The sequence below is a fragment of the Enterococcus sp. MMGLQ5-1 genome, assembly GCF_013155265.1.
Lineage (GTDB): Bacteria > Bacillota > Bacilli > Lactobacillales > Streptococcaceae > MMGLQ5-1.
This window is the reverse complement of record NZ_JABJXU010000002.1, coordinates 1-21,168: the sequence shown is the minus strand read 5'-3', so window position 1 is coordinate 21,168 and position 21,168 is coordinate 1. Positions and strand designations below refer to the sequence as shown.

General features: G+C 33.7%; 22 protein-coding genes. 2 read left to right on the top strand and 20 right to left on the bottom strand.

Going from position 1 to position 21,168, the window contains the following annotated elements; translation table 11 throughout:
- Positions 1-3: 3 nt before the first annotated feature.
- The 7 genes from HOY35_RS03085 to HOY35_RS03055 form a co-directional block, all read right to left on the bottom strand.
- Positions 4-1,356 (bottom strand): putrescine aminotransferase, encoded by a 1,353-nt coding sequence (locus tag HOY35_RS03085; protein ID WP_172210948.1) that lies wholly within the window; start codon positions 1,354-1,356, stop codon positions 4-6.
- 20 nt (positions 1,357-1,376) lie between these two features.
- Positions 1,377-3,011 carry an amidohydrolase gene (locus HOY35_RS03080; RefSeq protein ID WP_172210950.1) on the bottom strand — a complete coding sequence of 545 codons (1,635 nt, stop codon included), beginning with the start codon at positions 3,009-3,011 and terminating at the stop codon, positions 1,377-1,379.
- Between the two features lie 42 nt (positions 3,012-3,053).
- On the bottom strand, positions 3,054-3,857 hold the full coding sequence (locus HOY35_RS03075; protein WP_172210952.1) for an ABC transporter permease: 804 nt from the start codon (positions 3,855-3,857) through the stop codon (positions 3,054-3,056).
- Position 3,858: 1 nt separating this feature from the next.
- Positions 3,859-4,743 (bottom strand): ABC transporter permease, encoded by an 885-nt coding sequence (locus HOY35_RS03070; protein ID WP_172210954.1) that lies wholly within the window; start codon positions 4,741-4,743, stop codon positions 3,859-3,861.
- Between the two features lie 10 nt (positions 4,744-4,753).
- Positions 4,754-5,878 carry an ABC transporter ATP-binding protein gene (locus tag HOY35_RS03065; protein ID WP_172210956.1) on the bottom strand — a complete coding sequence of 375 codons (1,125 nt, stop codon included), beginning with the start codon at positions 5,876-5,878 and terminating at the stop codon, positions 4,754-4,756.
- Positions 5,879-5,969: 91 nt separating this feature from the next.
- Entirely contained in the window at positions 5,970-6,314 is a 345-nt protein-coding gene (locus HOY35_RS03060) for a P-II family nitrogen regulator (protein WP_172210958.1), read from the bottom strand.
- 56 nt (positions 6,315-6,370) lie between these two features.
- The gene (locus tag HOY35_RS03055) at positions 6,371-7,423 is read right to left on the bottom strand and encodes a spermidine/putrescine ABC transporter substrate-binding protein (protein ID WP_172210960.1); all 1,053 of its coding nucleotides are present in this window, start codon (positions 7,421-7,423) and stop codon (positions 6,371-6,373) included.
- Positions 7,424-7,639: 216 nt separating this feature from the next.
- Between HOY35_RS03055 and HOY35_RS03050 the strand changes: the two genes are divergently transcribed.
- A complete protein-coding gene (locus tag HOY35_RS03050; RefSeq protein ID WP_172210962.1) occupies positions 7,640-8,401 on the top strand; it encodes a helix-turn-helix transcriptional regulator in 762 nt (253 codons plus the stop codon).
- Positions 8,402-8,450: 49 nt separating this feature from the next.
- On the opposite strand, the gene cbpB is transcribed toward HOY35_RS03050, so the two are convergent.
- The 7 genes from cbpB to HOY35_RS03015 all read right to left on the bottom strand — a co-directional run bounded on the left by cbpB (position 8,451) and on the right by HOY35_RS03015 (position 14,061).
- Complete coding sequence (gene cbpB / locus HOY35_RS03045; RefSeq protein ID WP_172210973.1) at positions 8,451-8,927, bottom strand: cyclic-di-AMP-binding protein CbpB; 477 nt, start codon at positions 8,925-8,927, stop codon at positions 8,451-8,453.
- Between the two features lie 22 nt (positions 8,928-8,949).
- Entirely contained in the window at positions 8,950-9,459 is a 510-nt protein-coding gene (locus HOY35_RS03040) for a metallophosphoesterase (RefSeq protein WP_172210975.1), read from the bottom strand.
- Positions 9,460-9,483: 24 nt separating this feature from the next.
- On the bottom strand, positions 9,484-10,464 hold the full coding sequence (locus tag HOY35_RS03035) for a nucleoside-triphosphate diphosphatase (protein ID WP_172210977.1): 981 nt from the start codon (positions 10,462-10,464) through the stop codon (positions 9,484-9,486).
- A gap of 5 nt (positions 10,465-10,469) precedes the next feature.
- On the bottom strand, positions 10,470-11,294 hold the full coding sequence (racE, locus tag HOY35_RS03030) for a glutamate racemase (RefSeq protein WP_172210979.1): 825 nt from the start codon (positions 11,292-11,294) through the stop codon (positions 10,470-10,472).
- Between the two features lie 883 nt (positions 11,295-12,177).
- Positions 12,178-12,405 carry a YneF family protein gene (locus HOY35_RS03025; protein WP_172210981.1) on the bottom strand — a complete coding sequence of 76 codons (228 nt, stop codon included), beginning with the start codon at positions 12,403-12,405 and terminating at the stop codon, positions 12,178-12,180.
- A gap of 168 nt (positions 12,406-12,573) precedes the next feature.
- On the bottom strand, positions 12,574-13,098 hold the full coding sequence (locus HOY35_RS03020) for an N-acetyltransferase (RefSeq protein WP_172210983.1): 525 nt from the start codon (positions 13,096-13,098) through the stop codon (positions 12,574-12,576).
- An 18-nt stretch (positions 13,099-13,116) separates the two neighbouring features.
- Positions 13,117-14,061: a UbiA family prenyltransferase gene (locus HOY35_RS03015; protein WP_172210985.1), complete on the bottom strand. Its 945-nt coding sequence runs from the start codon at positions 14,059-14,061 to the stop codon at positions 13,117-13,119.
- A 411-nt stretch (positions 14,062-14,472) separates the two neighbouring features.
- Here HOY35_RS03015 and HOY35_RS03010 point away from each other — a divergent pair, with 411 nt between their 5' ends.
- Positions 14,473-15,084 carry a DUF6287 domain-containing protein gene (locus tag HOY35_RS03010; protein WP_172210987.1) on the top strand — a complete coding sequence of 204 codons (612 nt, stop codon included), beginning with the start codon at positions 14,473-14,475 and terminating at the stop codon, positions 15,082-15,084.
- Positions 15,085-15,381: 297 nt separating this feature from the next.
- Here HOY35_RS03010 and HOY35_RS03005 read toward each other — a convergent pair whose 3' ends face one another.
- The 6 genes from HOY35_RS03005 to HOY35_RS02985 form a co-directional block, all read right to left on the bottom strand.
- A complete protein-coding gene (locus tag HOY35_RS03005) occupies positions 15,382-16,284 on the bottom strand; it encodes a DMT family transporter (RefSeq protein WP_172210989.1) in 903 nt (300 codons plus the stop codon).
- 1,012 nt (positions 16,285-17,296) lie between these two features.
- Positions 17,297-17,425, bottom strand: a complete 129-nt coding sequence (locus HOY35_RS13590) for a hypothetical protein (protein ID WP_283770044.1) — start codon at positions 17,423-17,425, stop codon at positions 17,297-17,299.
- 507 nt (positions 17,426-17,932) lie between these two features.
- A complete protein-coding gene (locus HOY35_RS03000; RefSeq protein ID WP_172210991.1) occupies positions 17,933-19,018 on the bottom strand; it encodes a hypothetical protein in 1,086 nt (361 codons plus the stop codon).
- A gap of 305 nt (positions 19,019-19,323) precedes the next feature.
- A complete protein-coding gene (locus HOY35_RS02995) occupies positions 19,324-19,833 on the bottom strand; it encodes a hypothetical protein (protein ID WP_172210992.1) in 510 nt (169 codons plus the stop codon).
- Positions 19,834-19,981: 148 nt separating this feature from the next.
- On the bottom strand, positions 19,982-20,863 hold the full coding sequence (locus HOY35_RS02990; protein ID WP_172210994.1) for a hypothetical protein: 882 nt from the start codon (positions 20,861-20,863) through the stop codon (positions 19,982-19,984).
- Between the two features lie 27 nt (positions 20,864-20,890).
- A partial coding sequence (locus tag HOY35_RS02985) for a phage holin family protein (protein ID WP_172210996.1) occupies positions 20,891-21,168 on the bottom strand: 278 nt, incomplete at its 5' end.

Genomic DNA, 21,168 nt, shown 5'->3' with positions numbered 1-21,168 from the left:
TCCTTATTTAATGAAGCTCTCTTTAGCATCCTCAAGCGCAATTGTCATTCGCTCAATCACCTGATCAATTTGTTCAAAACTGATGGTTCCAGCAGGCTCAAAACGAATACATTTTGAATTAACGAGTGTGCCAGCAGTCATAACACCTTGTGAAAATAAGGATTTAGCCACATGATAGCCAATTTCGTCAGATATAAATTCAACTGCAATCATCAGCCCAACACCACGGACAGCTTCAATCACGGCTGGGTATTTTTCGCCTAATACTTGAAGCTTACTAATCAGATAACCACCTTTTTCTTGGCACTGTCTAGGTATATCCTCTTTTAACATATAAGAGATAGTTGCTAAAGCAGCTGAACAGGCTAACGGATTACCACCAAAGGTTGGCGAACCAAGTAACCAAGGATTATCAATTAAATTTTGAACCCACATTTTAGGTCGACAAATGATCCCAGTAATCGGCATAATCCCACCACCGAAGGCCTTACCATAAGTCATAATATCTGGCACAACCTCCTCAGCCTCACAGCGCCACATAGTACCCGTTCTACCCATTCCACATTGAATTTCATCAAAAATTAAAGCAATCCCATATTCATCGCAAATCTCACGAACGGCCTTTAAGTAGCCCTTTGGCGGTATAATCACGCCCGCTTCTCCTTGAATAGGCTCTAAAATGACAGCAGCAATTTTTTCGCCAACTGCAGTTAAATTTCTGACGGCTTTTCGCATATCCTCTGCATTGCCGTATTCAACGTGCTGAACCTGCTGAACCATTGGTGTATAAGGGATTCGATAGGTTCCTTTACCTCCCATTGAGACCGCACCCATTGATTTACCATGAAACGCACCGACGGTTGAAATATACCAGCTGCCTCCAGTAGCAATTCTAGCAAGCTTTAAAGCCATTTCTACTGCCTCTGCACCGCCATTAGTAAAGAAGCAATATTCCAAATCACCTGGAGTAATATCAGCAACTGCTTTTGCAAGATAACCACGCAAAGGATCTAGTAATTCCTGCGAGTGTAATGCTTGATGGTCTAATTGTGCCTTAACCGTATCCAAAATGGCATCATTGCGATGACCACAGGTATAAATACCAAAGCCACCTAAGCAATCAATAAATTCCTCTCCTTTTAAACCATAACAATAGGAGCCTTTATCAGTCCATTCAACAACGGCTGCATCCGTGGAGACAGATTTTCGATATTTGAGCCAGCCGGGACTGACATAGTGATTAAAATAGTCTATCGTTTCTCTTGTAATGGTTTCCTTTTCAGTATCTGTCAAAGTATCGCTATGAATATACCCTAAAACCTTATCTAAATCTGCAATAACTTCTGCTTTACTCATTATGAATCACCCTTCTTTTTTCATGATTTTTTGTATTTAATTTCACCATTTACAATGGTGTAGTCAACCTCAATTTTTAATAATTCTTCTGCATTTATGTTTTCAAGATTTGTCGAGAGTACTACTAAATCTGCGAACTTCCCCTTAGTAATTGTGCCAATTTTTTCTGAAAAACTGCAAGCCTGACTCGCAGCTTTAGTTTGAGCAGCTAAAGCCGAAGTCAAACTGATTTTTTGATCAGGAATCCAACCTCCCTCTGGTTGACTAACTTTAGTTTGACGGCTCATTGCAAAGTAAAGATTATCCAAAGGCGTCACATCAACAACAACTGGTGAGTCTGTCCCGAAAGCGATTGGTACCTCCTCCTTTAAAAAATCATTAAAGGGCCACATTTTCTGACTTCTTTCAAAGCCAATGTCTTGATCAACCGTCTCATAATCCATTAGACAATGACTGGGCTGGACTGAGGCAATTAAGCCGGCTGCTTTAAGCCTTGGTATATCCATCGGATCAATTATTTCAAGATGCTCTAAGCAATGATAACCCGTTTTTAACTGACCATACCTTTTGGCAGCAAGACTAAAATAATCAATTGCTGTGGAGATGGCAGCATCACCAATGGTATGTATCCTCAAAGGCAGTTGGTTTTTACTAGCTAAATCTATTTTCTTTTGCAAATCAGTCGGTGAAATCGTTGTTTTACCAACCGAATTGCTATGCTCATAAGATGATTTCATATAAGCAGTATGCGTGCTAATCACCCCATCAAAAAAGTGTTTCCCGCCTGCAATTCTTAAAAAGTCACTTTGATATTGGAAACGCCATTCTTTTATCCGAGTAAAATTATCTAGCATCATTGGAAACAAATGTGCTCTAACCGATAAACGCCCACTTTTTTCCAGCTCGCTATAAACTTCAGGATAAATTTGATCATCAATCTGCTGAGCTGTTTCATCTGCCAATAAGGCTAAATCACAAACTGAGGTAATCCCCATCGAAAGCTGCTGTCGAAAAAAATGCTCATAATATTTAGCCTTATCCGGCACTGCTTCTTGAAAAATTTGACTCATACAGGACATTGCCAAGCCTTCTAAAATAACACCTGTCTCACATTTTGTGATTTCGGATTTAACGACCGAATCACTCAGTAAAGTTGAATCATCTAAGTTAAGCCGTTCAAGGCCACAACTATTTAACCAAATGGTATGTAAATCTGCTGAAATCATCATCACAGGCCGATTGGGGAAATAGGTATCCAAGCTGGCCTTAGTTGGCAATTGATTGCTCTTCCAATCCGGACTATACCAGCCCTTACTAATCAGCCAATCATCCTTAGGCAGACGAGCTATCTCAAAACGTTTTCTAAGTTGTTTGACACAATCCATCTCAGATTTACCAGTAATTAAATGAATTTTGCCACCATGGACAAGAGCCGACATAAAAACGTGAAGATGCGCATCAATAAAGCCTGCACATACTGTTCGAGCACCAATATCTAGCAATTTACTCTGCTTCAAAATCACTTTCGGGATGGTTTCTTCATCACTATAAATGCCATTAATTATGCCATCTACAACCATAATCAATCCACTTTGAAATAAATTGCTTTCTCCAGTGAAAATGGATGAACTCTTTATTAATAATATATTTTCCATTGAAATACCACCTTCACTATTAAGCGTAAAACAATTAAAATTTTATTTTTTTTTCATTTTCTTGATTTGTCTAACTTGAAAAATCGCATTAAACAAAATGACCGAAACCATAATTAGCATCATAACTGTGGATAGCGCGTTCACCTCTGGTGTGACACCGGTCTTAACCATTGACAAAACTTTAAGTGGTAAGGTCGTACTGTCTGGTCCAGTCGTAAAGAAGCTAATGATGACATCATCCAAAGATAATGTAAAGGCTAGCATTGCTCCAGAAACAATTGCTGGAAAAATTAACGGCAGGGTAATTCGGTAAAAGGCTACAAAAGGTGAAGCACCTAAGTCTAATGCTGCTTCTTCAAGTGCATCATCCAAGCCAGATAATCTTGCTCGTACGGTAATTAAAACAAATGGAATACAAAACGTAATATGCGATAAGATAAGTGTGTTTAGGCTCAATTGGATTTTAGCAACCGTAAAGATAGATAGAAGAGCTATTCCTAAAACAACTTCTGGAATTACAATTGGGATGTATAGAATTTTGTCCAATAGTTTTTTACCAGGAAATTGATATTTATGTAGTGCAAAAGCCCCAAGTGTACCAATAATTGTTGCAATTAAGGTGCTCACAACACCAACATACAAAGAGTGCCATAGTGCTTCCATTAAAGGACGATTATCTAACATCGTGCTGTACCAAGAAGTTGTAAAGCCTTCAAATAGGATATTCATTTTAGAAGTATTAAATGAAAAAATAACGACTACAACAATTGGTAAATACAAAAATAAACATACTAAGCCAATAAGAATATTTTTAAATAGTTTCCCTTTTTGTCCTTCTGCTTCCATGCTATCGCCCCCCTAAATCTGCCATATTCCCACCACGTTTTTCATAAATATATAAAATTAATAACGTAATAATAATCAACATGATTGAAATCGCAGCACCCAGAGGCCAATTTCTTGCTACCATAAATTGATTTTTAATGAGGTTGCCCATCGTTAGCGAGGTACCACCACCCAAAATATCTGAAACAAAGAAATAACCTAATGAAGGAATGAAAACCATAATTGAACCAGCAAAAATGCCTGGCTTTGTTAATGGGAAAATAATTTTTAAAATAACATCTTTTCGCCTACTACCCAAGTCATAGGCCGCTTCAATTAAACTATAATCAATTTTTTCCATTGAATTAAATAAAGGCAAAATCATAAACATTAATAATAGATAAACCAAACCAATGATAACGCCTGTATGATTATAAATTAACTCCAGTGGTTCTTTTATCAATCCTAATTTCAGTAAAATACTATTGACTACTCCTGTTTTTCTTAATAGGGTCACCCAGCCAAACAAACGAACTAATGAATTAACCACTGAGGGAATTATAATTAAAGCCATAAAAATGGTTCGAGTTATTTTTGATTTTTGAACAATAAACAAGGTAAACGGATAAGCAATAATTAGACAAATAATTGTTGTCATTAGCGCAGAAAATAATGAGGTACCATAAATTTTCAAATATTCCGCTTGAAAAACCATTAAATAATTTTCTAATGAAAAGCCTGGTTCAACACCACCATATAGGCCTCGTGCCATAAAGCTCATCATAAAAACATAAAATAAGGGTACGACAACAAATAAGATCATCCAGAAGGCTACTGGCATAATACTGACAATTTTTAATAAAAATACACCTGGTATGGCGCGCTTCTTTTCATTTGAATTTCCCATTAGTCCTCCCTCACTTCTGATTCACAGAACTAAAATCTGGATTGTCGATTATTTCAAAAACATCATGATTGACTGAAGGAATAATCATCGCATCCTCAGGGTTCCAATAGACGTATACCTTTTCACCAACTGGTAATAATTTTTGCTCGGATAAATAATTCATCTTGATCTCTAAACCATTGGTCAAGGTAATTAGTGATTTATTCATTGAACCTGTAAAATAATGTTCACTAATCTTACCAAATAATGAAAAGCCCGCCACTTGTTCAGTAGAAACCTTTATTTTTTCTGGTCGAACCGAAAGATAAATAATCTCATTTTGTTGAATCCCTTGACTACTTTGAACTAAGACCTGACCTGCTTCAACCTGTATCTTGGCACAAGTACCACCACTATTTTCAACCGCACCATAGAAAATATTTGATTCTCCAATGAAATCAGCTACAAACTTTGAAGCTGGATGATCATAAATCGCCTTCGGTGTATCCAATTGTTCTAAATTCCCTTGATTCATAATGGCAATTCGGTCACTCATTGTTAAAGCTTCCTCTTGATCATGCGTTACATAGATAAAGGTAATATTCAGCTTACGCTGTAATCTTTTTAATTCAAGCTGCATTTGTTTACGAAGCTTCAAATCCAACGCACTCAACGGTTCATCTAAAAGTAAAACCTTCGGTCGATTAATTAAAGCACGCGCGATTGCCACACGCTGCTTTTGTCCACCAGATAATTGATCTATCTTTCGATTACCATAGCCCTCTAATTGGACCAGCTGCAGCATTTCTTCAACACGCTCATTAATTTCAGCACGAGCAACCTTACTCATCTTTAAACCAAAGCCAATATTTTCAGCAATAGTCATGTGTGGAAATAAAGCATAGCTTTGAAAAACGGTATTCACTTGTCTCTTATAAGGGGGCATTTTGGCAACTGATTCCTCTTCTAAAAATATTTCACCAGATGTTGGGGACTCAAAGCCAGCAATCATCCGTAAGGTTGTCGTTTTACCGCAGCCAGAAGGTCCAAGCATGGTCAAAAATTCACCAGATTGAATCGTCATATTTAAGCGTTTAATTACCTCTACATCCCCGTATTTTTTATTGATACCATTTAATTTGATAATTTCCTTCATTACATTTTGCCACCCCTTCAAAATTAGGTCATCACAGCTCTTTATCCCTATCGCCACAAAATCCAATTTGTGTCAATATTACAAAAGGATACTAAAGTGCTTTATCTCCACGCTCACTTGTGCGAATGCGCATTAAATCTTCAATTGCATAAACAGCAACTTTCCCATCACCAACCTGACCGCTTGCAATTTGCTCATGAATTGAAATCAAGACATCTTCAATAATTTCATCACTAACATAGGCAATCACTTGAATTTTTGGCAGTAAATTAATACGGAAATTGCCCCCCTTAAAGAAGGTACTTTCCTGATCACCTTTTTGGTTACCACAGCCCATTGCACTAATAACGGTCATTCCAGTACACCCCTTTTCAAAAAGAATCTCTTTGACCTTTTCTAAAGATTCAGGCTTAATTGTAATCTCTAATTTTTTCATTTTTTTACTCCTTCATTAATGGTAATAGTACTTTAATTAAAGCTAGCTATTTTTAATTAATTTTTAAATTCACTCCATACAGCATCTACTTTTTCTGTCGCATCTCCAACGTCTAATACCGTTTCTGACCGTTTGAATACATCCTCTGGTATCATTTTAGCTTTGTTTTCCTTGTATTCGTCGGGTAGTAGATCTACAGCCTTCGTATTTGGATTGTAGTATGGAAATTGTAAGGAAATTTCTGAGCTTACCTCAGGCTCTAAGATATAATTAATAAATTTTTCAACATTTTTAGAATTCTTTGCGCCCTTTAGCTCCATAAAGGCATCATAGGCAAAATAAATATTCTCTTTTGGATAGTAAACTTTTATTGCCGGATCGGCATCCATCGCTAAAGCAATTTCACCACCATAGATTAACCCAACAGATACCTCGCCATTAATCAATGAGGTCTTAGGACTTGTACCATCAAATATTTTAATGTTTGGTTTCAAGCTCGCAAGGTACTTACCAGCTGCAGCCAAACCTTCATCGCTCGTATCATTAATGTCATAACCAGCCTGCATTAAGGCAATCCCAACAATTGCTCGGGCATCTTCAACTGTAACTATTGAATCCTTATACTTTTCATCGAGCAGCTGAGAATAGCTTGTAAATTCTTCACTCACTAAATCTGTATTGGCAGCAATTGCAATCACTGTACCCAAATATGGTACCGAGTATTCCCCCTCTGGATCATAGGCCTGATTGCGAGAAGCATCATCCAAATTATCAATATTTGTTAGAGCTGCCTGATCTAATTTCTCCAGCATATCCAAGCTCTTAAAGGTTTGAACATACATACCGGGGGCTAACACCATGTCATAAGTCCCCTCTGCCGACGATTGAACCTTCGCTAACATCTCATCAGGATCAGAAAATGTCGTATAATTAACCGTTACATTATTTTCACTCTCAAAGTTGCTAATCACATCTTCTGGTACATATTCTGACCAACCAATCACATTCAAGGTCTCTTTCGATGCTTCTGAACGATTTGAACTCGAGCAGCCACTAATAGTGACAATACCTGCAATTAAACAAATAGCAAATAACAATTTTTTTTTCATTTCACCCTCCTGTAAATGTAACAATTAGTAACATATCATCATGGATATTATTATATAATTGTTTGAATATTCTTTCTATTCATCAAATTGACCATCTTTATACGTAAAATTTTACTTTTTTTATCATAAATAAGTAATTTTATACTTATAATGAGTAATTATTATTTGACAAGCATAGATTCAATGTTATAATTTTTGACATAAGGTGGTGGTTTTTTGGAAAAATTTACTAAGAATAATTTACTGATACTAAATAATATTATTCATCATATATACAGCTACGATCAACAGCTTGAAATGTATGAAGTATTATTTAAGAAATTAAAATTACTAATTGATTTTTCAGGTGCAACGCTTTATCTGACCACGAGCTACGATGAAACAGTAATTGAAAAATCTGTATCCCACAATGTTGCAGCAGCCTTTTGCGAACAATATATCAAGGGCTATCAAAATATTGATTATTCTAAAGGACTAATGTTTACGGGGAAGAGTATCGCTTATCGTGAATCAGATATTATTCCAGACAAACAAAGAGTTGAAACTGAGTATTATCATACCTTTTATGCCAAATATAATTTTCATCATTCACTCCACCTCAATATTTCCTCAAACAATCGATTTTTAGGTGTTCTATCACTCTTTAGACAAAAAAATCATGCCAATTTTAGGCATGATGACATTGAGGTATTAAATTTATTAACTGATCATTTGGAATATCGAATGAATAAGGACTATCTAAATGATATTGCTGGTGATCATAAATTGACTGTCAGCCAAACAGTAATTGATTATGGATTAACTAGACGAGAGGAAAAGGTTTTACGACAGCTGATTGCAGGACTTGATAACGAAGCGATTTGTACTAGTCTTTGTATCACAAATAACACACTAAAAAAGCATATCCTAAACATCTATCGAAAGCTCAATATTAAAAATCGTGTTCAATTATTCAAAAAAATAAAAGAAAAAGAATAAAAAAGACTATACAAACCTCACTTAAATAGGTAGTATAATCTTTTTTGCTCTATTTTTTAACTAACTCTTTTTTCCGAAGTACAATGTATTCCTTATCAAATTCATGTGCCAGCGCATTAACGGCCTTCAAAAGCTCTTTGCGTGTGATAATTCCAATAAACATATTATCTTCAGCCACTACGGGTAAAAACGGCTCATCAACCAAGTGATGCAAAATTTCTTCTAAAGTATAATCTGGATTGACAGTATTCACTTCTTTAACAACTTCCAAAACATGATAATTAGCTAATTCTTCCATCGACAGATTATTTTCTAGCATAAAGCTAATAATCTCGGTTAGACCGACAATGCCAACAAACTTTTCATCCTTATCAACGACTGGAATTTTCGCATATTTATTTTTTGATAAAACTAATACCGCATGATTAAGCTTATTGGTATCGACAAAGATTGCTACGTTGTCCATTGGTATTAAAAAAGTCTCCTGCTGTGCCAATAAAAATTTTTCAATTGCTTTATCTACCATTCATTACTCCTCAGCTATCACTTTACAGCTCAATTACCTTTGTCATATCCTCTAAAATTTGATGCTCACGATTTAAAAAATTAATAGTTACTGTTTGATTCAAGAAGGCTACAATTGCATATGTTGGGACAAATGGATAGCCTCTTGGCTGGCGAACACTGCCCGGATTAATACAAAGCTCATTATTCACTTTTTCAACAGTCGCAATATGCGTATGTCCAAAAAGTGCAATGTCACAATCGTGCTCTTGTGCTAACAAGGATAAACGGCTTAAACCATAATTTACAGAATATAGGTGACCATGCGTTACTAAAATTCGATGTCCCTCAACATTGCGGACACTTACCTCTTGATATGCAGCATCATAATCACAATTTCCAGTGACTACTGTTATGCCCTGCCAAATTTGATCATTTGCCGGCAACTCAGAGTCACCACAATGAAAAATCGCTGTGGCAGAATTAATATATTTAGCTTTAATCTCTTCTACAATATCGCGATCACCATGTGAATCACTCATTACAACAAACATAGACAACTCCAATCATTATTTAGTTTAAGATTGCCACCAAGCTTCCCAGACCATTGCTAGCTTTTCCAGCGCCTTGGCACGATGTGAAATCTGATTTTTCTCTTCATTAGTTAATTCAGCTGCAGTTTTACCAGTATTACCAACTAAAAATAACGGATCATAGCCAAAGCCATTATCCCCTTTAGGAATCGTAGCAATTTGACCTAGCCAATCTGCCTCTACAATCAGAGTTTCCTTATTCGGATGTGCTAAAGCAAGCGTGCTGTGAAATTTCGCGCCCCGCCGTTCAGCAGGCTGCGTTGCCAGCTCATGTAATAACTTCGCATTATTGCGCTGATCTGTTGTTGGCTCACCAGAAAAACGGGCACTAAAGACACCCGGCATCCCACCTAAAACATCAACCATAATCCCCGAATCATCCGCCAAAACAGCCAGACCAGTCAGTTCAGCAATCGTTTCTGCTTTCAATCTGGCATTTTCTTCAAAGGTCATCCCCGTTTCTTCGACAACTGGTAGCTCTGGATAGTCTGATAAGGTCTTAATTTCAATGCCCTTCGGTTCAAAAAGTGCTTTAAATTCTTTCGCTTTGCCTGCATTATGCGTAGCAATCAAAAGCTGGTTTGGTAACGTATCATCAGTTTCATTTTGAACGATTTGAGTTAAATCAACCTTAAATAGTTGATTTTGTTCAACACCACCTTTAGCTAATTCTAGCCAATAAACCTTTGTGCCTTCTGCAACCAATGAAAAATTGTTTTTTGTTATTAATACAAAATTTCTCTGATTATGTTCATTAATCATTGATAAAATAAATTCAATCAAAATATTTTCAGATTTTAAGCTAATAATTTCAATAGTCAAACCAAAATCATCAGTAGTCAGTTGTTCAATTAAGCCTAAAAGAGAATTAATAGCTAATTTTTCGCTTGCATCAAACCACTTTAATGTTGTCTCATTGGCAATTTTTCCAATCAGCCAATTATCTGTATCACGATATTCAAACATCAACTCTAACGCTCCTCATTTATTTGTAAATCCGATAATTCGATATGCTGAATTAACAACGATTTCTGATTTAACCAATCCATCGCAATTTCTCCGAACAGCTTTACAGAAGCCGTCGTATAAAACCGATGACTTTTTGGCATAGACTGTTCGGCAGCCATATCAAAATAATCTAAAAGCACTGAAAGCTCAGCGACAGTCTCTATACCACTATCAATTAAGGTGATATGATCTCCCATCACGTTTTGAATAATAGGCCGTAATAAAGGATAATGCGTACAGCCTAAAATTAAAACATCTTGCTTTGTTCGTCTTAATGGGCTTAACGATTCTGCGACTACTTTTTTGGCAACCGGGCTTTGGTAACCACCTGATTCAACCAAAGGCGCAAATCTTGGACAAGCTAATTCAGAAACCACAATTCCGCTATCTTTTGCTTGAATTGCCTGAGTATAACGATGTGATTCGATAGTAACGGCCGTTCCAATCACTGAGATATGTCGATTTTGCGTGGCCTTAATCGCAGCACGACTACCGGGTAAAATTACGCCGATTACGGGAATAGTTAATCTCGCCTTCAAAATATCCAATGTCGCCGCGGTTGCTGTATTGCAAGCAATCACCAGCATCTTAATATTTTGTTTCAATAGAAAATTGACAAGCTCAGTTGTAAATTGCACAATCTGCGATTTTGGACGTGGACCGTAAGGCGCCCTTGCTGAATCTCCAATAAATAGAACGGTTTCATTTGGTAATTGTTTAAAAACTTCTCTAACAACAGTCAAACCGCCAACACCTGAATCTAAAAATCCAATTGGACGATTATCCATATATAACTCCTTAACATTTAAGCAAATCGTAAAAATTTTTTAACAATTTGTTCAAAAAATAGCCTAGATTATAATCAATACATTCCATATCATACCATAAAGAGAAGCAATTTTCTGAACTCAAAGTATAAGAATACTTAAATTAAAAACTAATATTAATAACAAACTAACCTAAGCGGCAAATGTGCTATTTGTGCCTACTACTATATTTTTAAAGCGCCCTTCGGTTGCTCAAAACGAAGTACCTTACCAAAATGAAAAAATTTTGTGGTTTTAGAAGATATCATTTTTTGACAAGAGCTAGCAAGACGTAGTGAACATAGAATTTAGCAGTCTTTTGAGTAATCAAACATCAAAACGCGAACAGCATTTCCCCAATGCTTCATCAATAAATTAATAGTCTATCTAAATTTTAATCCATAAAGTAAAGCTGCTTTTGACACTATCACAAATCTAGCTTCATCGACTTGACTGCTTTCTATTTTTCTAAGCCAATACATTGGCAAGAAAAATAAATCGTCGCATCTATAACTTCTAAGCTCTATAGGACTTAGAAGTGTGGACAACGTGTTTCAGAGACAAAATTTGACCTGTTAGAGAACGATACTTTTAAACTTCATCTGCCGTTCTTTAAGGTGCTAAAGCACCTTGCTCAGAAAGTTGAAACATAAGCAGCTCTCTGCGTTTATTCACTAAGAAGAAGTCATCCGAGCGCCAAGTAGGCTTATGTGAAACTTTCTAAATGTTTTAGCCAAATTCGCAATTGTCAGACCGTGCCCTTTCAGCTTTTTAGCGAACTGCCTCAAATTTCATACTGAAATTTTCGGAAAGTAAGTGGCAATGGCAAAAAACAACCGCAAAAAAATGCGATTGCTCGGATAAATTATTTCTTTTGGTTAGATTGTGAATTCATTTGGCGCAAAATTTGTTGCACTTTCGCTTCTTTCGGCTTTTGACCCATCTGTGACATCATCGTACGAATCATATCTTCATTAACTGGCGGATTTTCTTTAAAATAATTTTTCATGTATTGACGAGCAATAAAAAAACCGCCAACAACTCCACCGATTAAAGCAATTACAATTAATAAAATAGCTAGACCTAAGTTCACGTTTCGACCCCTCTCTAAAAAACTAAAACGACTACTTTCAAAGCTCTGTATAAGCAAAAATAGATACTTTTCAAGCGTTTTTTTAGCCGTTGAAGCTAAATATTCTCAACTTCACTAATATATATTTTAGCCTAATTTTAGCTAAAATAAAAGGCTTAATCATCAAGTTCAGGCTAAAGACTTAGGATTTTTTAGGTACTTAATCATTTGATAATCATCTAAAAAATAGGGTCCTAATGGTTGTTTAGTCTTTTTGACAATATTAAAGCCTAAATGCTGGTAGATTTGAATCGTTTTCGCATTATCCTTGTTAACATTCAAATACAAGGCACTTTTTCCAAGCTTAATGGCGATTTGCTCTAAATATGCCAAAATCGTACTTAAATACCCTCTGCCTCTTACCTTTTCGACCAAATACAATTTTGAAAGATATAAAGAATCCAAACAAACATCGTAGGCGATATAACCAATATTTTGAGCCTCCTGATGAAGCAAATAATAAATACGCCCCTCTTTTATCTCCTTTAAAATAATTTCAGAAGACTGATAGTGAGTCAGCATATAGTCCACTTGCTCCTGCCCAATAATTTTAGGAAAATAGGATTGCCAAATTTGCTCAACGGTCGGATACAGTAAATCAACATCTACTTGGGTTTTAATTGGAATAAGTGATATATCCTTTAATTCTATCATTATAATGCCTTTCTATTATTATAAATGTATTACTAGCTCAACAGCCAAAGCTAAAATTACCGCACCCTCAAACAATTGCAAATTTTGAATAGAATACTTGAAGGTCTCTTGCTTGGATTGCTTTTTTAAAAAATGATTTGTGTTTTGATAAATCAGAGGTAAAGCAATAACTAAAAGCAAAGTAGTAACTGGTAAAATTTTTAAGATAACGGCAAATATAGCAAGAAAGAAAGCTACTAGATAAACCAGTTTAAAAAGATTTAAACTTCTCGGAATCCCTAAATAAGATGGCAAAGTATAGCGCTCGTTTTTAATATCTTGGTTCAAATCGGAAATATTATCTGCTAGCATCACATTAAAATTCATTAAGCCGCAAAACAGACCGACTAAAACTAAGCTTAAAATAATTTTTAAATCGCCAACAATATTAAATTTAAAGCCCTCAAAGCTCACGTTAAAATAATTAAACTGATAGCTATTAATGTAAACCGCAATAAAAAAGCTACCCAAGCCTTCTGCCAAGCAAGCTAAAATTTCTCCTAATGGAAACCTAGAAAATGCAAACGGACCATAAGTATAAAAAATTGCAACAATAAAGCAGATACCACCGATTGGTAAGAGCATTAAATTAGTCATAAAAGTTAAAATAATACCTATAACAATGTCAATCGCTAATAAAACAAAACAAATTTTCCACGCTAATTTTTCAGGAATTTTATGTGTGCTAAGGATATTTTGCTTTTCCCGATACTCAATATCAACAGCTTTCTTATAATCCATCAAATTGTTCCATGCTGAAACAAAAAAATTGATTGAAATTAAGCCGATAATTAAAAGAAAACTTCTCAGAATATTAAATTGATTAAAATAATACTTAGCAAATAATAAGCCAACCAAAATCGGCATTAAGCCAACCGGTAGCGTTTTCAAACGAACAAAATTAAAAAAAGTTTTTGCTGTCATAATCCACCTCCTATCAAATTATAACAAAAATCAAATGATAATAAAGTAATTTTTAACGACATATATCTATTAACTAGCAAGGCAAAAGGATTAAATATTAACTACAATACTCAGTTTATTTTTCAAAACGTACGCTATGCTAGAGTTGATCCATTTAGATTATTAAACGGTAAAAAATAACTTTTAAATTTTTTTTAATTCTATAATTTAAATAAAAAAAAGTGTATAATTTTATTATGTTTTGAAATATTTATTAATAAAGAGAATAATTCTTACAGCTTACAGTTTTTTTATAAAAAAATTGTGGCATCACGCTTGGAAATTAACAGATAAGCAGTAAAATATAGATAATTACTCGCAGATTCTTACGAGTTAAATTATAATTAATAAATTTTTTTAAAAGGAGAAAATATGAAAAAATTTAAATTATTTGGTGTTCTTTTATTAAGTATTACCATATTGGGAGCTTGTTCAAGTAACAAAAAAAAGGCGGACAGTACAAAAGAAAGCCAGACGTCACAGGCTTCAAAAAAGGAAAAGCAAGCAAGCTCTCAAGCTAGCGAATCTTCAGCTACAGAGAGCATCGCTTCGCAATCAACTGACAATACGGCAGTAACAGAGCAACAGGAAGAAACAGCACCCCAACAGCAAAATAGTACAAATGAGCTTGATTTAGATATTGATGCAATCAAAAATGGAGATATTAGTACTTTAGTGGGCAAATGGGAAAATGGAAAAGGAGAAATTATCATTATAGATGCAAATTATGCTGTTACCCTCGGTTCAGCCGAAGGGATGGAGAGTACAAATAGTTTCATCAGCCCACCAGATGATTTAGAATCATATGCAAATGCGCCGTATGTTAACGTTCACTCGGGTTACACCGGCTTTTTCATCTCTCTTTTTAAAATTGGCTTTTCTAATCCGCTTGGAGATCAATCAGACATTAGCCGCCCTAGAATTGTAGGCGGACAGCAAGCGATTAATTATAGCCCTGACACATATTACTATAGAAAACAATAGCCTGCTTTCAACCGATTTCTTATAAATTCATTGTCTCAGCCAGCGATTAAAACGCTGGCTTTGCTTATATGCTAGCGCAATTATAAGTTCCCCTTTGCATATTTTAATCCCTAGCCGACCCTTTTCTTCCATAGCTGATAATAAAATTTTTATAATATTTTTTAAATGCATAAAACTATAAAATAACGATTTGATTTATTTATTAATCAATAATCAAGCAAAAAAGGCTGTTTCATTTCAGCCTTTAAAATTATAATTTAGTTGAATCTTGCATGCTAATAATATTTTTTATAAATTTTAAATATCAATTTGAGTCTTCTTAGCTGATATAAATTGTAAAAATGTAATTCCAATAATCATTACTATTCCCAAAATACCATAGGCATTAAAAGAAATATTCAAAAATAAAATTCCTAAAATAGTTGCAGACAGGGGCTCAACAGAACCTAAAACACTTGCTTGAGTAGCGCTAATATAGGTAAGACTTTGTAGAAAAAATAAATATGCCAGCATAGTTCCAAAAATCACAACAAATAGTATCTCTATAAAGGCTATTAATGAAATATGCGGTCGCATCGTCCAAATTTGATAATACAAGCCTACTATAATTCCACCAATCAACATCGCCCAACCAACAATTGGTATCGAACCATATTTCTTTAAAAGTGCTTTTGGCATCAACATATAAATAGCTGCTGCTATTGCAGACAATATCCCCCATATTACTGCATCGAGGGGTATGGAAAGTGAACCTAAATCTCCCTGAGTAACTAGTAAGATAGTTCCTAAAATAGCAACTATTACTGATATTGAATCTATGCGTTGTGGTAATCTTAATGTTTTAACTGCCAAATAAATAATGATTATCACTGGCGATAAATATTGTAATATAGTAGCAGTGGCTGCATTACCAGTACTTATCGCCATAAAGTATGCTAACTGCACAAAGGTCATTCCTAAAATGGAAAATGACATTAAATATATCGTATCCAATTTATTATTAAAAATAGAAAATATTCGCTTCTTTGATATCATTCCATACCCCAGCAAAAGAATTCCGGAACAAAACATTCTGACTGAAACAAGCCAAGTAGGGTTCAAACGATGATATTCAAATAAATTTTGAGCAACAACTCCCGAACATCCCCATAATAATGGTCCTAAAACTGCTAAAAGCAATCCCTTATATTTATCTTTCATTAAACTGCGCTCCTCCATCAAGCTTAAATATACACATTATTTAATAATAATATCATCCAAGGATATAAATAACCATCTTTAAAGAAAGCCGATAAAAAACCACCTCCTAAAAGATGGTTTATCTATCTTTATTAAATTGATTACTACTTCCCCAAATCCCTCCGAGGATACCCACGATAATTACAGAGAGCCACCAAAACACTCTTTTCTTCTTTTGATTCATGATACATCACCTCTTACAGTTATAATACAAACTATCAAAAATGAAGTCAAACAAAAACCCATCGTGCGCGGCGTTAAAAATATTTTGAAATTTCTTTTAAAGCATTTTTAATCAAAATAATTTTAATTCTTTAGTAATTTGAGCTTTACTTTTATAATCAAAAGAAAAAGTTTTTATGGATATATTGTTGCTATATGACATATCAAAAATTTGATAATCATCAAAATCAGTGATATTAGGTGAGTTATCCATTGATTTGCTTAAGCGCATATTTCTAATTTCTCTGTTGAGCAATTTTTTACTTCATTTTCTTAAAATATGAGAAGAATCAATTGCAATGATTTTTCTACCATGAGCACATTACCTGTATTTTCCCTTCTACTCTCATTCGTAATAATGTGATCAAATAAAACAATTCGTGGAATATCTTCAATAATAGTCAAATTTGATAATAAAACTTTTGATATATCTAGTGTAACCTTGAAATATTGACTAGCAAAACAAACACATTCTTCTACTACTTTCTGACTCAATAGATAATCATTTTTATCTATAAATTCTTTGTCAGGTTCAAGCAATTCGCAATTTAATAAAACATTTCCATTGCACTCATCATTAATAAATTTTATTATAAATGAATTGCCATCTTGGTCTTCAATTATATTGGCTTTGAATAGCCATCTCCTACATTTTAATATGATTCTTTGCAAGAACTGCGTAAAAAATCACCTTTTTAAACGGGTTAAAACGCCCATTTAAAAAGGTGATTTTGTTTAAAATTTATGCTTATTATTTATTTATAAAACTCTTTTGCGTAATACGATAAACCTCGTTAATTCGGTAACCAACATCCTTTTTATTTAAGATAATTGGTTCATTTAATCCAACCTCAGTTTGAATTTTACTACGGATTTTCATGACAAGATTACTTAAAAATGGTTGTTTAATTAGCTCTTATTTATCAAGGTTTTCATCTAATTTCATTACGTTGTTTTATCAACAAAAATTAGTATTATTTAAAATTTATCAATGCATTAAATTTCTATCAATTTTAACACTACTGCGTAAAATACTGCGTAAAACTCATGGCAAGCAAAAAAAGACTAGATTATTCTCTAGTCTTTTAAATTTGATTCACGTTCTGAAATGAGCTGCTTTAATTCCTCGAGATCGTCTAATGTAACATATTTTTTAATAGCTGTGGTATACTATAGTCATTAAAAACAAAAAAAGGTAAGGTGAAGTAATGCGGATATTAATTGGAACAGTATTTGGTTATTTTTCGATTTTTTTAATTATCGCTCTACTATTTTTCTTTATATTAGAACCCTTTTTAAAATCTAAATATGAACTAAAGTCCATTTACTCATTCTCGTGCTTAATTTCTTTAATTTTATGTTTTCTTTTTGTTAGAATAAATATATTTTAATTATTATCTTCAGGAGAAGTTGTTGATTTCTCCTGTTTTTGTTTTAAAATTTCTCTCACTTCTTTGGGAAGTTCAATATTTAAGTTTTCTACTGATACACCTAATTTTTCAGATAAATCAATGATTTTTTCAGCATTTTCTATATCTTTAGTTAAATTTTCTCTCTTCTTCTCTTCTTTTTTTATTTTCAATTCTTCTTTTTCTACTTTAATCTTTTCTTTTTGTGGTATTATGCCCTCAGTCTTAACAGATATTTCTGGTAAAATACCACCACCTAAGCTGATTTCTCCACCATATGGCATTTGACACAAGCCAAATATTACGGTCGCAACCCCTATTCCTGCAAAAGTTTTAGAAACAATTTCTGATTTCCCTTTAGATTGAGCATTTATTTTAATATCAACATCTTTATCACCTGACAGAAGTTCATAAATCTGAGAATAGTTATAGATGAAATTTCCTAAATCAATCATATTAATATTTTCTTCAATATTGATGTCATAAGTTAAGTGAACCAACTCGTCATCATCAATATAAGCACTATATAGTGCTCTATTGATAAATGTTTTATATTCATTTATGTTATTAACCGTTTGTTGGCGATAAGAAAGTTTTAAAATTTTTGGATCTGCATCTTTTTTTTGAAAAGATTTTATCCACTTAACTTTTTTACGCTTAGTAAATGGACAACTATTGGGATCTTGCAATATAGAATCTTCAAAATACAGGTCACTTATTACTTCTCCCATCATATAAAATTCTGAATTTAAACTTGGTATAACTACCATATCTCCAATTTTTATATCATGGATGAAACTTAATATCTGATTTGCGGTTCTACCTGGTTGCTTATCTTCTTTATATAAATCTTCAATTTTTTTCTTTAATTCATCAACGTTAGTCCCTATTTTTGATAAAACGTTATCATTTATTCCATTCCAACCTAATCCAATAAAACTACCAGAATTAAAATCTTCATAGTAAGAACCAGAATCCGTTCGCACTAACCAATAATCAGAAGATGTTTTTAATTTTGGTAATTTTTCTGCAATCAATTTCCCCAACTCTAGTATTTCATTCATTGAAATTCCTCTTCTCATTTAATATAATTTGCTAACTAAATTAAATCAAAAGAAAGCCATGAATACAAGTGATTTCAGGCTTTCAATCAGCAAATTATATTCTCGAGGAATATGTATATATTATACCATGAATAATATTACAATGGTAAGACATTTTAACGCGAAAATATAACGTATATTTATACATTATACATTTTTTATACGTTTTATTGTATAAAAATAAAATATAATATTTTTTTATTTATATAACCAAAATACCACCATCATCTCTGACAGTGATAGGAATTTATGAAAAAGATTAATTATTATTTTATTAATAACCCAATAATAAACGTAATTATGGGAATTAATATACCATATTTTTTTATAGGATCTGTTTTATTTATTTCCGTAATATCATTATACAGGACAATAGATACTTCTTTAATAATGTATAAAATATAAGCTAAACTGGAACTTATGGCTAAATTAGACATTATAACTTCTACAATTTCATCGTATCCTGAATATATTACTCCACAAATTGAAACTACTAATGTCATTATTAAGAGTAACAAATTAATATTCTTAATTTTTTTCATAATGTAAATTTGAAAAATAATACCGAATAAAATTATCCCTAAAATAAAAAATATTAAACTAACAATAATAGCACTGTCCTTGACTTTTTGACCAGATACTGACTTTATAAATTCTCTTGATTTTGGATAGGCATAAATATTTAACATCAATCCCATTGAGATAAATAAAAAAGACTGGAATATTTTATCTTTTGTACGAGGTGTTTTTTTGGTTTTAAACTCTTCTTCGACCATTATTTTTTCCTTTTTCTTTTTATTTTATCAAATTTTAAAAATATAATCTAATAATTCTCCAACTCCAACAATCGCCTGTTTTGTTTAACAATACTAGATTCAAATACAAACAAAAACGTCCTTGTAAATTAATACAAGGGCGTGGGTGTTAATCTGTCAATGCTGGAATTTTGTCGTAATCTTCAATACATGCTTTTGCTTCTTTAACGTTAACCGCTGGATTCCACTGTGCTAAGCGCAAATGAAACGGTACGTCTTTTGAAGACTGCTGCCTAAATACTGGCTTACCAGTCGTATATTTATTGATAGTATCTAACCACTCATAATCACGTCTAGTTGGTAGATTAATGAATCCTGTTTCCATCGACCAGAACCACACACTGTCTTTTACAAAAGGTGCTTTGAAACTATCATCTTTGATTCTTACAATTGCTTGAATTGCCATATCACTTTCCCTCTTTCTTTTTTCTTCAGCTAATCGTTTTTTCTCAGCTTCTGCTTTCTTTTGGCGTTCTATCTCAGCGATAATACGCAGTGCTTCTTCCTCTTCCGCTTTTCTAATCGCTTCAGCTGCAGCTCGATTCTGTGCATCAATTTCAGCTTGTGTTTCTTGTGGCGTTTTAAGAATCTTACGACCATCACAACCGATTGACCAACCGAGATATCTTACTGGATTTGTACCACTGAACCAGTTAGCCAACTCTTGCAATGAGCCATAAGGATATCTAGCACCTCGGTGTACCTCACTATCGTGAATCTGCATTGCACCATTCTCACCAATGAAAGCCAACGCCACGTGACCATATCCAGCCCAATAACCACTTGTAATTTCCCAGAATAAAACAACCCAGACATTCGTTGGAAAATTCGTATCGTTCCTAATCCAACCTCTGGACTGTGCTGCACTGTATGCAATCTGTGCGCTATATGTTCGCTCTGTTGCGTTGATAGCATTATCAACATACTGTAAGCACATGCCAGCGGATGCGCCAATATCTATATTCGGGATATACGTCTGTTCGTAAGCCATAGCTTCCTCCTTTCAAAAAGACACAAGCTATTTGCTCGTGTCATCGTTGTTTTTAATTACATCAATAAATTTTTGAAAAACTTCTGTCGGCGTGCCTAGTTTCTGATAATTTTCAAAAATAGATTTAATTTCCATTAATAAATACCCAATATATAGAGTGTAAAGCAATGCTGTACCTAAATTATTAGGAATCAAAATAGATAACGGAATGAAAAAAAGTAAGAGTACAATACTAGATATCTTTCTCAAAATACCGTTAATACCAATCTTACTTTTAAATTCAATACTTGGATTAATAATCGCTC

Coding starts and splice junctions, on each gene's coding strand:
- HOY35_RS03085 (WP_172210948.1), bottom strand. CDS start 1,356: ATGAGTAAAGCAGAAGTTATTGCAGATTTAGATAAGGTTTTAGGGTAT.
- HOY35_RS03035 (WP_172210977.1), bottom strand. CDS start 10,464: ATGTTTGAATATCGTGATACAGATAATTGGCTGATTGGAAAAATTGCC.
- HOY35_RS03040 (WP_172210975.1), bottom strand. CDS start 9,459: ATGTTTGTTGTAATGAGTGATTCACATGGTGATCGCGATATTGTAGAA.
- cbpB (WP_172210973.1), bottom strand. CDS start 8,927: ATGGTAGATAAAGCAATTGAAAAATTTTTATTGGCACAGCAGGAGACT.
- HOY35_RS03080 (WP_172210950.1), bottom strand. CDS start 3,011: ATGGAAAATATATTATTAATAAAGAGTTCATCCATTTTCACTGGAGAA.
- HOY35_RS03065 (WP_172210956.1), bottom strand. CDS start 5,878: ATGAAGGAAATTATCAAATTAAATGGTATCAATAAAAAATACGGGGAT.
- HOY35_RS03060 (WP_172210958.1), bottom strand. CDS start 6,314: ATGAAAAAATTAGAGATTACAATTAAGCCTGAATCTTTAGAAAAGGTC.
- HOY35_RS03075 (WP_172210952.1), bottom strand. CDS start 3,857: ATGGAAGCAGAAGGACAAAAAGGGAAACTATTTAAAAATATTCTTATT.
- HOY35_RS03020 (WP_172210983.1), bottom strand. CDS start 13,098: ATGATAGAATTAAAGGATATATCACTTATTCCAATTAAAACCCAAGTA.
- HOY35_RS02995 (WP_172210992.1), bottom strand. CDS start 19,833: ATGGTCGAAGAAGAGTTTAAAACCAAAAAAACACCTCGTACAAAAGAT.
- HOY35_RS03015 (WP_172210985.1), bottom strand. CDS start 14,061: ATGACAGCAAAAACTTTTTTTAATTTTGTTCGTTTGAAAACGCTACCG.
- HOY35_RS03055 (WP_172210960.1), bottom strand. CDS start 7,423: ATGAAAAAAAAATTGTTATTTGCTATTTGTTTAATTGCAGGTATTGTC.
- HOY35_RS03005 (WP_172210989.1), bottom strand. CDS start 16,284: ATGAAAGATAAATATAAGGGATTGCTTTTAGCAGTTTTAGGACCATTA.
- racE (WP_172210979.1), bottom strand. CDS start 11,294: ATGGATAATCGTCCAATTGGATTTTTAGATTCAGGTGTTGGCGGTTTG.
- HOY35_RS13590 (WP_283770044.1), bottom strand. CDS start 17,425: ATGAAAATCCGTAGTAAAATTCAAACTGAGGTTGGATTAAATGAACCA.
- HOY35_RS02990 (WP_172210994.1), bottom strand. CDS start 20,863: ATGGCTTACGAACAGACGTATATCCCGAATATAGATATTGGCGCATCC.
- HOY35_RS03070 (WP_172210954.1), bottom strand. CDS start 4,743: ATGGGAAATTCAAATGAAAAGAAGCGCGCCATACCAGGTGTATTTTTA.
- HOY35_RS03000 (WP_172210991.1), bottom strand. CDS start 19,018: ATGAATGAAATACTAGAGTTGGGGAAATTGATTGCAGAAAAATTACCA.
- HOY35_RS03010 (WP_172210987.1), top strand. CDS start 14,473: ATGAAAAAATTTAAATTATTTGGTGTTCTTTTATTAAGTATTACCATA.